At 63.0% G+C, this 14,440-nt stretch carries 10 protein-coding genes; 1 reads left to right on the forward strand and 9 read right to left on the reverse strand.

The genetic code is table 11. The features are described 5' to 3' along the window. Nucleotides 1-9 precede the first annotated feature (9 nt). The 7 genes from ACODSP_RS04750 to ACODSP_RS04780 all read right to left on the reverse strand — a co-directional run bounded on the left by ACODSP_RS04750 (nucleotide 10) and on the right by ACODSP_RS04780 (nucleotide 9,499). Complete coding sequence (locus tag ACODSP_RS04750) at nucleotides 10-2,085, reverse strand: hydantoinase/oxoprolinase family protein (protein WP_488964481.1); 2,076 nt, start codon at nucleotides 2,083-2,085, stop codon at nucleotides 10-12. Nucleotides 2,086-2,100: 15 nt separating this feature from the next. Then, nucleotides 2,101-3,039: a 3,5-dioxohexanoate:acetyl-CoA acetone transferase gene (gene kce, locus ACODSP_RS04755; protein WP_488964482.1), complete on the reverse strand. Its 939-nt coding sequence runs from the start codon at nucleotides 3,037-3,039 to the stop codon at nucleotides 2,101-2,103. Nucleotides 3,040-3,120: 81 nt separating this feature from the next. Continuing rightward, on the reverse strand, nucleotides 3,121-4,422 hold the full coding sequence (locus ACODSP_RS04760) for an MFS transporter (RefSeq protein ID WP_488964483.1): 1,302 nt from the start codon (nucleotides 4,420-4,422) through the stop codon (nucleotides 3,121-3,123). Between the two features lie 30 nt (nucleotides 4,423-4,452). Next, nucleotides 4,453-5,226 carry an SDR family NAD(P)-dependent oxidoreductase gene (locus tag ACODSP_RS04765; protein WP_488964484.1) on the reverse strand — a complete coding sequence of 258 codons (774 nt, stop codon included), beginning with the start codon at nucleotides 5,224-5,226 and terminating at the stop codon, nucleotides 4,453-4,455. A 23-nt stretch (nucleotides 5,227-5,249) separates the two neighbouring features. After that, nucleotides 5,250-6,407, reverse strand: a complete 1,158-nt coding sequence (locus tag ACODSP_RS04770) for a serine hydrolase domain-containing protein (protein ID WP_488964485.1) — start codon at nucleotides 6,405-6,407, stop codon at nucleotides 5,250-5,252. Between the two features lie 23 nt (nucleotides 6,408-6,430). After that, complete coding sequence (locus ACODSP_RS04775) at nucleotides 6,431-8,599, reverse strand: TonB-dependent receptor (RefSeq protein ID WP_488964486.1); 2,169 nt, start codon at nucleotides 8,597-8,599, stop codon at nucleotides 6,431-6,433. Between the two features lie 108 nt (nucleotides 8,600-8,707). After that, nucleotides 8,708-9,499 (reverse strand): cupin domain-containing protein, encoded by a 792-nt coding sequence (locus tag ACODSP_RS04780; RefSeq protein WP_488964487.1) that lies wholly within the window; start codon nucleotides 9,497-9,499, stop codon nucleotides 8,708-8,710. A gap of 151 nt (nucleotides 9,500-9,650) precedes the next feature. Between ACODSP_RS04780 and ACODSP_RS04785 the strand changes: the two genes are divergently transcribed. Continuing rightward, entirely contained in the window at nucleotides 9,651-10,478 is an 828-nt protein-coding gene (locus ACODSP_RS04785; RefSeq protein ID WP_488964488.1) for a GntR family transcriptional regulator, read from the forward strand. A gap of 123 nt (nucleotides 10,479-10,601) precedes the next feature. Here ACODSP_RS04785 and ACODSP_RS04790 read toward each other — a convergent pair whose 3' ends face one another. Together ACODSP_RS04790 and ACODSP_RS04795 are read right to left on the reverse strand one after the other, a co-directional pair. After that, a complete protein-coding gene (locus ACODSP_RS04790) occupies nucleotides 10,602-11,831 on the reverse strand; it encodes an MFS transporter (RefSeq protein ID WP_488964489.1) in 1,230 nt (409 codons plus the stop codon). Nucleotides 11,832-12,030: 199 nt separating this feature from the next. After that, nucleotides 12,031-14,436, reverse strand: coding sequence for a TonB-dependent receptor (locus ACODSP_RS04795; protein WP_488964490.1), 2,406 nt, complete (start codon nucleotides 14,434-14,436; stop codon nucleotides 12,031-12,033). Between the last annotated feature and the right edge of the window lie 4 nt (nucleotides 14,437-14,440).

Genomic DNA, 14,440 nt, shown 5'->3' on the forward strand with positions numbered 1-14,440 from the left:
GTTTCCCCTTCACGCCCGGCCGGCCGGATGGATCAGGATGCTGCCCGCCATCGATCGCTGCGCCGTGGCGCCGGGATCGACAACGATGGTGGTGAAGGCGCTTTCGATGATGCAGGGACCGGCCATGACCTGGTCCGCCTCCATCGCTTCCAGCCGGTAAATGGCCGTATCGACCCAGCCGGTTTCCTTGAACCAGGCTGCCCGCCGGCGCTCCTCTCCCGCCATTGCGGTGCTGGCATCCAGGCGGAATTCCCGGAAGGGCCGGACCTGGCAACGGATGGTGGCGCGCAGGCCCACGATCTCCACCGCCGATGACGGATCGTCGATGGTGAAGATCTGCCGATGGGCGGCATCGAAGGTGCGGCGGAAATGCTCGACATCCTCCGCCCCCGCGAAACGGTGCAGGGGCATGGTGACGTCGATGTCCCAGACCTGATTCTCGTAGCGTGCTTCTGCGACGATGACGGGTTCGGCGGGACGCGCTGCATTGCCTGACCGGGCCGCGAAGGCAACGCATTGCGCCGTCAGATCGACAAGGGCGGCGTTCACCCTGGCGAAATCGAACCGGGCTGTGCTGGTGAACAGGCTGGTGGCAAATTCGCCCGTCACTTCCGACATCATGGCGCCCGCCGCACTCAGCGCCGCGCCCGTTTCCGGGATGATCAGCCGTTCGCAACCCAGACGCCGCGCGATGAAGGTGGAATTCAGACCCGCCGCGCCGCCGCCGCCGATCAGCACGGATTTGGCCGGGTCGATCCCCTGTGCCACCGTGATGTCGGCAATGGCCTGTACCATGTTTTCCGTGGACAGGTGGATGATGCTCCAGGCCGCTTCTTCCACGCTGACACCCAGCGGGGTGGCGACGTCGCGGTCGATGGCGGCGCGGGCGCCGGCCAGGTCCAGCTTCATGGCCCCGCCCAGGAAAAAGTCCGGGTCCAGAAAGCCCAGGGCCAGCGAGGCGTCGGTGACGGTCGGTCGGGTGCCGCCACGCCCGTAACAGACGGGACCCGGCACGGCACCGGCACTTTCTGGCCCGACATGCAGCAGCCCACCCGCATCGACGCGTGCGATGGAGCCACCACCGGCGCCCACACTTTTCACCTCCACCGACGGATAACCCACCAGATGGCCGCGCGTCGGCTGCCCGATCCACAATTCGCGTGTCATCGGCACCCGGCCGCCACGCACCAGGGAGATGTCGTAGGTGGTGCCGCCGGTATCGGCCACGATGACGCTGTCGCCATTGCCTTCCAGATCGGCATAGTGCTGACCGGCGATGGGGGCCATGGACGGACCGGAATTGATGATGCGGATGGGGTTTGCCGCGACCTCCGCCGCCGGCATCATGCCGCCGGAACTGGTCAGCACCATCACCTTGCCCTTGAACCCCGCGTCGCGCATCCGCGCTTCCAGCCCGCCCAGATAGCGGCCCATCAGGGGCTTCAGCGCCGCATCAATGGCGGTGGACGAGGCCCGGCGGAACTCGCGCAGGCTGGGGTTCACCTGATGCGACAGGCTGACCGGCACGCCCGGCAGACCCGCCGCCAGGGCTGCCGCCACCCGCAATTCATGCGCTGGGTTGATGGTGGACCACAGAAGACAGACGGCCACCGCCTCCACCTTCTCAGCCCGCAGCCGGTCGATGATGGCGGCCAGGGCCCCCTCGTCCAGCGGCTGGTGGACCGACCCGTCATGGATCAGCCGTTCCGGCACCTCAAAGGTCAGGGCGCGCGGCACGAAGGGCTTGGGATAGGGGACCGAATGGTTGAACGGTTCAATCCGCCCGCCCTCCCGCAGGGTCAGGATGTCGCGATGCCCTTCCGTGACCAGCAGGGCGGCGCGCGCCGTGCGGCCCGTGATGATGGCGTTGATGGCATGGGTGGTGCCGTGGATGAAGGTATCGCCACGGTCCAGCAGCGTCGCCAGATCCAGCCCGCGATCCCTCGCCGCCAGGGTCAGGGCCGCCAGCACCCCCTGTACCGGATCGCCCGGTACGGTGGAGGCCTTGTACATGCTGATCCGGCCATCATCCTCTTCCACGACAAGGTCGGTGAAGGTGCCGCCGGTATCGGTTGCAAAGCGCATGATCTGTCCCCACCCTTAAAATGCAACCCGGTCCGGACCCTTCAGCGCCAGCATGGCGCGGGCCTCGTCCGGGGTGGCGATCTCCATACCCAGTTCGGTTAGGATGGTCCTGATCTTGCGCACCTGTTCGGCATTGCTCTTGGCCAGCTGTCCGCGCCCGATCATCAGGCTGTCTTCCAGGCCGACACGGACATTGCCGCCCAGCATGGCCGACAGGGTCAGGAACCGCATCTGCATGCGGCCGATGCCGAAGGCCGACAGGTAATAGTCATTGCCGAACAGCCGATCCGCCGTCTGCTTCATCGCCGTCAGGTTTTCCAGGTCGGCCCCGATGCCGCCCAGCACGCCGAAAATCCCCTGGATCAGGAAGGGCGGCTTGATCAGGCCGCGTTCGGCGAAATGTGCGACATTGTACAGATGGCCCAGGTCGTAGCATTCATATTCGAACTTGGTGCCGTGGCCCTCGCCCAGTTCGCGGATGATGCGTTCGATCAGCGCGAAATTATGGTTGGCGGCAAACCGCTTGCTGGCCTCCAGGAACGGCTTTTCCCAGGGGTGCTTCCATTCCGGATATTTGTCGGCCAGGCCGAACACGCCGAAATTCATCGACCCCATGTTCAGCGAGGTCATTTCCGGCAGGGCGCGCAAAGGGGCTGCCAGCCGGTCATCCTCGCTGAAGCCCGGTGCCCCGCCGGTGGTGATGTTGATGACGGCGTCGCAGCGCTGCTTGATCTGCGGCAGGAACTGCATGAACAGGTCGGGATCGGGCGACGGGCGGCCATCGATCGGGTCACGCGCATGCAGGTGCAGGATGGCGGCACCGGCCTCTGCCGCTTCCACCGACTGGTCGATAATCTCCTGCGGCGTGATGGGCAGGTAGGGCGACATGGTCGGGGTGTGCAGCGACCCGGTGATGGCGCAAGTGATGATGACCTTGTCGGATTTACGCATCATTTCTCTCCTGAATTCGGGGCAAAGTCCGCCCCTTCGGCGCCCTTGGGGGCGGCCGTCTGTCATGGTGTTGAAGGGTGAAGATCAGGCGTCGGCGGTCATGGCGGCCCGGGTCGGCGCCCGGCTGAACCAGGCGACAACGGCACCGAGCAGACCGAAGATGAAGGTTGCCAGCAGCAAGGACGACCCCAGCGCCTTGTCATCCCCGAACACCCGGTCGGTGAAGATGCCGATGCTGGCCGGTCCCATGCCGATGGCGGTGAAGGTGACCGCCGCCATGAAACAGGCACTTGTGACGCCGCGCAGCCGTTCGGGCGTCAGCAGCTGAATGCCCGACAGGCCCGGCGGGGCGGCGGCGGTCAGGGTGATGTTCAGCAGGGCGTAGCTGAACAGCGACAGGGTCTCGTTCTGCGTCGTGCAGAACAGGGCGGCCAACGGCAGGGACAGCAGCAGCATGCCGGCAATCACCAGACCGGGGGCACCGGTCACGCCCTTTGCCTGCAACCGGTCGGTCAGATAACCGCCCGTCAGATGCCCCACGGGACCCGCCACCAGCACCACCATGCCCACCAGATACCCTGCCTCTGCTGGTGCCAGACCGAAATTGCGGATATAGAAGGTGGGCGACCAGGCAGCATAGGACTGAACCAGCAGGATCGCCGATGCCGCCGCTGCTGTGTGCAGCAGATACGCGGCGCGGTACCGACCGATATGGGCGAACACTTCCCGCAGACCCGGCTTGGCCATCGCACTGACGGGCCGCGCCGGTTCGCGCACCGTCAGCAGCAGCAGGGCCACCAGAACCCCCGGTGCCGCCGCCGCGATGAACAGCCCCTGCCAAGGCGACAGGTGCCCCCAACCCGGCAGCATCGCTCCGCCACGTGCCGTCAGCCAGGCCAGGATCAGACCGCCGATGATCAGCGCCACCGATTTGCCCAGCGAGGCGCCCATGGTGAAAGTGCTGACCGCACGGGACAGTTTGGACCGGGTGAAATAGGCGGCGATCAGCGACATGGCCGCCGGCACCAGGGCCGCCTCCCCGAACCCGACCGCGATACGGGCCAGGAACAGGCTGTTGAAGGAGGTGGCAAGGCCGCAGGCCGCCGTCGCCAAGCTCCAGACCAGGATGCCCGCGACGATGATATTGCGGCGGTTGGCCCGGTCGGCCATCCAGCCCAGCGGGATGGCCGCAACCGTGTAGAGGATGACAAAGCCAGTACCATGCAGCAGGCCCAGCTGCGTATCGCTGAGCAGCAGTTCGGTCTTGATGGGGACCAGAACCAGGCTCATCACGAACCGGTCGACAAAGGAGATCAGGTGGGCAACAGACAGCAGCACGGCCACATACCAGGCGTAAGTGCTGTCTTTGCGCAGGCTGTCCGTCATTCCCGATCCCCTTGTTTCACTGTTCTATGTTCAGCCAATAGCAGCAGAGATGCCTTCATCAATGACCAGCGTCGTGCCAAAGACTGGTCGTGCGGCATCAGACAGAAGGTAGAGCACCGCACTGGCAATCTCTTCCGGTTTGGAGAAGGTGACACCGCTGGGCGTCATGCGGCGCATGCCATCCAGGACCTCTGCCATTTCCGGCGCGGTGCGCATCGCCTCATTCATCGGGGTTTCGGTATTACCGGGCGCCACGGCGTTGACATTGATACCGAAGGGCGCCAGTTCGGCGCCTGCGACCCGCGTCATCATCACGATGGCGGCCTTGGACGCGCAATAGACGGCGAAGCCCTTAACCCCGATGGTGCCGGCCACCGACGCGAAATTCAGGACCTTGCCCCGCCCCCGCGCCTTCAGGTGCGGTACGGCTGCCTGCAGGCAGTTCCAGGTACCCTTCAGATTGATATCGACCATGCGATTCATGCTGTCCGCCGCCGTGTCGCCAACGGGGCTGGGTTCGAACACGCCTGCGGCGTTGACCAGAATGTCCAGCCCGCCGAAATCCGCCACCACCCGCTCCAGAAGGGTGGCCACCGCCCCCTCATCCCGGACATCGGCGGCATAGGCCCGCGCGGTGCCGCCTGCGGCGTTCACGGCATCCACCACGGGGGCGGCCTTGGCGATGGAACTGCTGGCCACGATGGCGACATGGGCGCCCTGGGCACCCAGGGCCTGGGCCACCGTGGCGCCGATACCGGAGCTACCGCCGGTCACCAGTGCCACTTTTCCTTTGAAGTCGGTCATTGTCCCCTCCCTGGGGGTCAGGATCAGATGGTGGCTTGCGTGCCGAGCGTCGCCTGTACCAGCGCCTCGCACCGCTCACCCATGCCGGCACCGGCACACATCAGGTTCGGGCTATAGCTGAAGGCGAGGCCTGCTTCGGGATCGGCGATGCCGACGGCGCCACCGGCACCCGGATGGCCGAAGGCACGGGGATTGGCGCCGAAGCTCAACATTGGCGGAAAGTTCAGGAACAGGCCCAGACCATAGCGGAAGGGGCGGTCGGTCATGCCGCAGGTGCCGCGCCAGCTTTCGGTGCGCATCGCCTCCACCAAGGCGGGGGAGAGCAGATGGAAACCGTCCAGCGTGCCGCCATTGGCCAGGGCGGCATAGACCCGTGCGATGGCGCGGGCATTGCCATGACCGTTGGATGACGGGAACACGGCCCGACGATAGGCTGGTTCATTATAGGGGTTGGCCGAACTGGGCCGCACACGCCAGGCACGGCCCAGCTTTGTGGTCTTGTCCTTGGCCTGAACGAAGGTGACGCTGCCGGGATTGGGCATGATGTCGGATACGCGGTGCATGTCCGCCTCCGCAACGCCAAACCCGTAGTCGATGTTCAGCGGCTGCGCAATCTCTTCCCGGAAGAAGACATCGATCATGCGGCCATCCACCCGCCGCACCATTTCACCCAGCAGATAGCCGGCGGTCATGGAGTGATAGGCGCCCTGGGTGCCCGGTTCCCATTCCGGCTTCTGTGCGGCCAGCGCGCGGCACATCACATCCCAGTCATAGGCGGAACCATCGGGGGCCGCATCAGCATAAAGAACGCCAGTAAGGGCCGACAGCAGCATGCGAACGGTGGTCTTTTCCTTGCCGGCCTGGCCGAATTCGGGCCAGTAGTCGGTGACGCGGGCTTCCAGATCAACCTTGCCCCGGTCGATCAGCATCAGCAGGCACAGGGCCGCCATGGACTTGCCCACGGACATCATGCAGCAGATCGTGTCGCGTTGCCAAAGGGCGCCGGTGGCGACATCCGCCACCCCGCCCCACAGGTCCACGACCTTCTTCCCGTCGCGATAGACGCAGACGGCGGCACCGATTTCGCCCCGGCTGCGGAAATTCTCGATGAAGGTCTCCCGCAACCCGGAAAAATCCGGGTCACAGGTGCCATCGATATGAAGCGGGGATGCAGAAGACATTTCCAGACCCTGTATGATGGCGGTCAATAGGTGTAGGTCAGGCGCATTCCATAGGTGCGCGGGTCGCCCGGCGTACCCGCCGGCACCGCCGTGAAGGTGCCCGTGGAAACCAGATATTGCGTGTCGGACAGGTTGCGACCGTACAGCACCACCTGCCAATTACCGCCGTCCGGGGCGAACCCTATGCTGGCATTCAGCAGGTCATAGCTGCCCATGGTTTGCACCGCGTCATTGATGACGGTGAAATATTGCCGGTCCTTCCAGCCATACTCACCGCGCACGAACGCCGAACCGCCACCAACATCGAAACTGTACTGGCCATACAGCGTGTAGGCCCATTTGGGGGAGGAGTTCAGGTACTTGCCCGACGCATCGATGGTGACGGCGGGGCTGGTGCCCGGGATCGGCGCCTGCGGGTAGTTCTTATAGCGCGCGTCCAGATAGGTCAGCGTGCCGCCGATATCCAGCCCCGTGACGGGCCGTGTCGTCAGCTCCAGTTCCAGACCATCGACCTTGGCATCTGACGCGTTGGTGATATCCGTGACGCCGGGCACCAGGAAGGACTGCACCTGCAAATCCTTGTAATCATAGGTGAAGGCAGAGCCGTTCAGGCGCACGCGCTTATCCGCGAACTCTGTCTTGAAACCCGCCTCATAGCTCCACAGCGTTTCCGGGGCAAAGCCCTGGGCATTGTTGCCGGAGGAGAAGTTGAAGCCGCCGGATTTGAACCCGCGCGTCGCCGACGCGTACAGCATCACATCGTCCGTCACCTTGTATTCCGCGCCGAATTTCGGGGTCCAGGCCGTGTAATGGCCCTTGTTCAGATAGCGGCGCGGATATGTGGCCAGCGGTGCCCCGGTCGACAGGGTGTAGATGTTCAGATACTGGTCGAAATCCTTCTTTTCATCCGTGTAGCGGATGCCGGCGGTCAGGGCGAACTGATCCGTCACGTCGAACGATCCCTGACCATATCCGGACCAGGCCTTCGTATCGACGGTCGGTGCCGGATTGGTCACGCGGTTCAGGTTGAAGGCGGTGACCGTGGAGTCCGTGTCGATATGTTCATCGAAATAATAGAAACCCAGCACATATTTGAACCGCTCAACCCGGCCTGACAGGTTCAGTTCCTCTGAGAACTGATCCTGATATTCCTGCTGCCGCGTTTCCTGCCGGTGCAGGTCGGTGGCGTCGGTGTCGTTGACATAGTTCAGGTCGCTTTTGCGATAGGCAGTCAACGATTTGAGTACGGCAGCGTCGGAGAAACTGTAGGTGATCTCCGCCGACACGCCCTTGATCTTACGATCAGTGTCGCTGGGGCTGTCGAGCGCCACCTTGTGCCAGTCGCCCCGGATCGCCTCGGTCACCGCGTCCACAGCGCCGCCGGCCACGGGCCGGAAGGGCTGCAACAGCGCTTGATTACCGACAAAATGGCCGTAATCGGCCAAATAATCGGCCCGGAACACGATCTCCAGCGCCTCATTCGGCGTGGCGCGCAGGATGGCGCGGGTACCCCAGGTATCCTCGCTGGCCCGGTCATTACCGGACGGGACGACATTCTTGAAATAGCCGTCATGCTTGCTGCCCATCAGGGACACGCTACCATACAGCTTGTCCTCGATCAGCGGACCACTGACATAGGCCTCACCGCGATATAGATCGTAATTGCCGATGGTGGCCTGCGCCTTGGCCTTCACATTATTGTCGGGCAGGCGGGAGACGATGTTGATGGTACCGCCGACCGAGTTGCGGCCATAAAGCGTGCCCTGCGGCCCGCGCAGCACCTCGATCCGCTCCACATCCAGGAAGTTGTTGAAGACGGCGGCGGGACGGGCCATGTAGACGCCATCCATATGGACCGTCGTGCTGGGGTCCGAACCCGCGAAGACATTGTTCGACCCGATGCCACGGATATAAAGCTGGGCAAAGGCGCCATTCTGCGCGACCACAAGATTGGGGGTCGATCCGGCCAAGTCACGGATATCCTTGATGCCGGTCTTCTCCAGCGCATCCGCCGTGAAGGCGGTGATGGCGATGGGCGTTTCCTGCAACCTTGTGTCGCCCATCTTGGTCGCGGTGACGATGACCTCTTCCAGCATCGAGCCATCCGCCGCCTGTACAAGGGTCGGCAGAGAGGTCAATGCCAGACCAGTGGCACTGGTCAACAACAGGGTGCGAAGCCTCAACATATTCATGTCCCCGTCCTCCATTTGTATTCTTATATGAAAGAACAGCAGGCGTAACGGTGCTTTCGGCAATCATCATGGATTGCTGTGCCGTATACCCCCCCTGCCTCGACCGGATCAGATGTCGAAGAACAGGCCCTTCGACTGGAAGTAAGCCAGATACTGTTCGCCGTGACTGGCGATCTCCTTCGCCGTGCGGGCCGGGAAGACGATGTCGTTCACATCATGCTGGCCGCCGGTGATGATCACCTGCAGCAGCCCTTCCTTATCACTGACATTACGGAAAGCGCGGGCAATGCCCGGTGGTACGGACAGGACATCGAACGGGTACAGCGTTACCGCGCTGTCGCCATTGTCGCCCAGGGTGAATTCAAACCGCCCCGTCAGCACCGTGAAGGTTTCGAATGTGCGGCGGTGGGTGTGCAGTGAAGGCCCCGTGCCCGGCGGGCATGCGGCATAGGTGATGGACATGTCCCCTGCCCCACGGATCGGCGCGACATTGCCGAAGGGACTGGGCGCATCATCGTTCCGTGTGATCACAGGGAGCAAACGGCGCGACCAGATCATATCCGCAACAGGCTGCGGCAGACCGTGGCCCCGCTGCGGCTCAATCTCCAGCAATTGCTCAAAACGGGCAACGCGCCCGTCACTGCCAAGATCATTGGCGGCTGTTTGCTTGTCCATGGCGTCAGTCCCCGATGAAGGTAAACCGCCTATGCGCCCGGCCATCCCGTGCTGTGTCGTGAGCGCCCCTTTAATCCGCCACAAAGTGTCGGCACTTTCAAGAAGGAATCTTGATGTCCTGGGAATAATTTTTGTAACGAAGTGCCTTGTTTTAATTTTATCTAGCAATATCAGTGCATAACGCACAGATGCCAGATCATCCATATGAATGCGGCCGGAGAGCATGATAAATCTGTCGACACTATTGGACGTTACGGTATGCTGACTTTCAGCCCGCTATGCAGGGTCCGGTGGTTGTCGTAGCATCGCGCGACGAAGGGGGCTGCCGGATGGCCCGTCATGCAGGCGGGCATGAATCGCAGGGGATGAAGCGATAATGACAAAGGCATCGACCGACGCACCGGGCAGGGTGCGTAATGGCGAGAAGACGAAGGTACCGCCGCGTGTGCCGCGCACCCCGTTGGAGCCGGAAGAGGATGCAGACGAGTTTCCGTCCGACATTGCCGGGGCACCATCGCCCTTCGGTGCGCCAAAACTAATGGCCGACGGCAGCACCAAAACGACGCTGGTGCAGCGTGTTCACGAAACGCTGATGGAAAGCCTGGATGAAGGCGTCCTGCGGCCCGGTCAGCGGATCAAGGCGGCAGAGCTGGCCAAACGCCTGGGGGTGAGCCGTGCCCCGGTGCGGGAGGCGTTGCATATTCTGGCGGGCCAGGGGCTGGTCGAGCTGCTGCCCGACAAGGGCGCCATCATGCGGGAACTGTCACTGGCCGACCTGATCCAGATTTATGAGGTCACGGGCCCCATCGCCAAGGTCGGGGTCGTGGCGGCGGCACGGCGCATCGGTGAAGGCGACAACCGTCAGCGCGTGGAAGAGGCCATTGCCCGCATCCGCGCGGCCCGCGATGCGCCACCTTCCTATAAATTCTATCTGGTGCTGAACGATTTCCATTATCTCCTGAATGAGATCGGGCAGAAGCCCTACGTGGATTACCTGCTTGGGCTGCTCAATCTGGAATATTGGAACCGGTTCCTGGCCGGCACCATCGACATGCGCCTGCATATCCCGGGCTATATCGCCAATTACAACCGCATGGCCGATGCCGTGCTGGCCGGGGACGCCCGCACCGCCGCCGCCGTCATGGACAGCCATGTCGAATGGTCCATCGATCTGCTGGAACGGACAGGTCAAAGCCGGCGGTGACGCCAAGCGCGCAGACCGTCCTTTCGCGCGTCAAAGACCAAAGGCCAGGGACCGCATCCAGCAGATGCGATTCCTGGCCTTTGATCCGTCACAGACTGTAAGGACGGATGATCCCCTTTATTCTCAATGCGCGCCAGCACCACCGGCACGTAGGCGCGGACCGGCCATATGGGCCAGCGCCAGCAGCGCCACCCCGGCCAAAAGGGCCAACGGCACCATCAGCAGCACCACCTGATCACCCGTGGCACCCGCACCGATCATCTGACCGGCGATCAGCGGGCCGGAAATGGCACCAACCCGGCCAGCGGCCACAGCGGCCCCCACCCCGGTCCCACGCGTCTGATCGGGATATACTTTCGGCGCCAGACCATAGAGTGCGAACTGCGCACCCAGGACCAGAAACCCTGCCCAGAAGGCCAGAACCAGTAGCATGTTCATGTCACTGGCCAATGACAGCAGATACATGACCAGCGCCATCGCCAGATACCCCACCGCCATCGGCATGCGCGCACCGTACCTGTCGCACAGGAAGCCGGCGATGACGGAGCCGAAGATGCTGCCGATATTCAGCACCAGCGAAGTTAGGAACGCCTGCGCCGGGGGGAAGCCCTTGGCGATGATCAGGGTGGGAAGCCAATTCAGCAGCAGGGAAAGCTGCAGGAGTGTCAAGGCGAACACGATCCACAGCATCAGTGTCGGCCCAGCCTGCTGCGCGCCGAACAGGGCCTGACCGATCGGGGTGCGGATGCCTCGACCGTGCACAGCCGCTCGCTTGGTTTCTGTCAGAAAATACCACAGGGCCGGGGCCACCAGCAGCGGCAGGACGCCCCCCAAAAGGAACAGCCCACGCCAATCCATACCGCCGGGCGCCAGCTTGGCCATCAACGACACGATGATCCCGCCAACCGCCAGCCCGCAGGAGATGGAGGCCACGGTTATGGTAACCCGCGCCCGTGCCGTCACTTCCGATGCGATGGCGATGACGTTCGGGAAGGTGCCGCCCAACCCCAGGCCGGTCAGGACCCGCAGCACGAACAGCGAGTGATAGTCCCAGGCCCAGCTGGAGGCCAGCGTGGCGGCCCCAAAGGCCACAACGGACCCGACCAGCACCGGCTTGCGCCCTACCTTGTCGGCCAGCCGACCGCCCGCCAGGGCGCCGATGGCAAGGCCGATGAGGCTGGCACCAAAGGCCCAGCCGATCTCCTGCGGCGTCAAACCCAGTTCGCGGGTCAATTGCGGGGCCGCCACCCCAATGACCTGCAGGTCAAATCCTTCCAGCACGGCCACCAGAAAGCAGAGAAAGATGGTGATGCCGCGCCGCGCGCCGGCGGGCATTTCCTGGTCGGTCTGCATGTTTCTCCCCATTGTCCGTCCGCATAAGCGGATCTGACTTTTTTCTCCGAAGACCATGGCACACACACCATGGTCTTCACTACCGGGATCAGCGTCCGTAGGTCGTGGGTGAGCTTAGCCAACCCCGACAGGCAACAGTGCCGATGGATGTCGGGGTTCGCAGCCGCTCACCCGCAACCTACGAAAACCGCTTCCGGCCTCAGAAGCTCCAGGTCAGCGACACGCCATATTCCGCAGGCCGGCCCGGCGAATGGGTCAGCGTGGCCAGCGTGTTCTGGCGGCCATTGGTGCCGGTGGTGAAGTAATATTTGTCGAAGATGTTGGTACCGAAGGCCGCCACCTTCCACTGTGCGCCGCTGTCATACTCGATGCGGACATTGGCCACGCCATAGGCCGGCAGCTTCACCGAGTTGGAGGTGGAGTTGTTGGAATACTGGCTGCCCTTATAGGCGTAGTTGGCATTCATGCTGACATCGCCATCCCCCACCGGAACTGTGTACTGGGCACCCAGCGTATAAGTCCACTCCGGCGACCGGGCCAGCGGCTGTGCCCGGCAGCGGTCGAAGGACAGGGCGCCGCCGGGGCAACTGGCGGGATCGAACAGGGGGCTGCCGGTGGGCAGATCGACATATTTGATCCTGGTGTAACCGACATTGGCATTCAGGGTCAGCCGCTCGATAGGCGCCACCGCGAACTCGCCCTCGAACCCGTCAATCTCCAGCTTGCCGGCATTCAGGAACAGAACCTGCAAGGCCCCGCGGGAGAAGTCAGCCACCTGCACGACCAGATTGTCATACTTCATGTGGAAGCCGGTCAGGTTGGCGCGCAGGCGCTTGTCGAACCATTCCGACCGCACACCGGCCTCCAGATTCTTCACCGTCTCCGGATCGAAGGAGGTGATGGTGGGGGCCGCCGTGCCCAGCGTGACGATATCGACATTGAAGCCGCCGGACTTGAAACCCTTGGAATAGGTTGCATAGGTCATCAGCGTATCGGTCCACTGATAATCCAGCGTCAGGCGGTAATCGATGGCATCCCAATTGTTGGCATTGGTGCGGGGGGACCCGCCAGCCGGCAATGCCGGGGTGAAGATGCCGACCTTGGATATGAAAACGTCCTTGTCGTCATAGGAATAACGCGCACCCGCCGTCACCCGCGCCTTGTCGGTCAGGTCCAGGCTGGCTTGGCCAAATGCGGAATAGCTGTTGGTCTTCAGCTGCACATTAGCGTCAAAGCCGTTGCAGCATTCCACCCGACCAGCATTGACCACTGCCTCCCGCAGGAAGCGGCGCTCTGCCGGGGTTTCGTGGAAATAATAAAGACCGGCCACCCATTCCAGGCCCTCGTGACTGCCCAGAAGCTGCAATTCCTGTGAGATGGAGTTCATCTCGTTCAGGGTAAAGTTGGTCTGGGCACCGAAAAGACCATAGTCACCCTGGTCGATGTCCGTGCCCTTGTTGTAGCCCGTGATCGAACGCAGCGAGAGCGCATCGTTCAGGTCGGCATTGATATCAGCCGACAGGAAGGTGTTCTTGGTCCGGCGTGCATCGTCGCACAGGCTGGCCTGGGGACGACTGTTGGGCAGAAGGTTCGGGGCGTCGCCGAACTTGGCCGGGTTCAGCGCAATATCGTCCATGATGCAGCTATCCGGCACGGAATAGCCGTCCTTGGTCACGAAACGCGGATCATCCGCCACGATGGCAGACTGCCCCCGTGCCGCCAGATAGGCATTGTAGGCGTTGACCGCCGCGATCGGGAAACCCGATGCCTGACGCAGGCCGACGCCGGCGATGATGGTGGGCGAACCGTTGCTGCGATTTTCGGTGTAGGCCGCACTGAGATCGACGGTGATGCTGTCATTGGGGTGCAGGCGCAGGGCGCCGCGCACGGCATAATCATCCTGATTGCCCCGCGTCCGGTCGGTGCCGATGACATCGACATAGCCGTCACGTTTGAACCAGGCAGCCTGGCCACGGAACGCCACCTTCTCGGACACGGGGACGTTCAGGACGCCTTCGATGTCCGTCCGGTCCAGGGAACCATAGGTGCCGGTGATACGGCCTTCCAGCCGGTCGGTGGGCTTACGCGTGATATAGCGGATGGCACCGCCCGTCGTGTTGCGGCCAAACAGGGTACCTTGCGGCCCGCGCAAAACCTCGATCCGTTCCACATCCAGCAGGTTCAGGATGGCGCCGGTGGAACGCGGATAATAGACATCATCGACATAGAGACCCACGCCCTTCTCATTATTGGCGCGGCCCGACGTCTGACCGACGCCACGGATGGAGAAGTTGGGGGCCGAGTTTCCGACCGGCGCGGAACCGCCGATGGAAACGTTGGGCAGGAAATTCTGAAGATCGTCCACCGACCGGACATTGGCCTTCTCCAGCGCGTCGCCGGAGAAGGTGAGGATGGAAATCGGGGTATCCTGCAACGATTCCGAACGCCGTTCGGCGGTGACGACAATCTCCTCCAGTTCCATGACAGAACCGGCGGCGGGGGCTGTCTGGGACTGTGCCGTCCCCGCCGCCAGCACCAGGGCCAGCGCCGATATGCCATGTCGCGTCAGACCGTGACCCGGTTGCATCCTGAACATCTTGGCCATTCTT

The organism is Niveispirillum sp. FG156, from assembly GCF_057809555.1.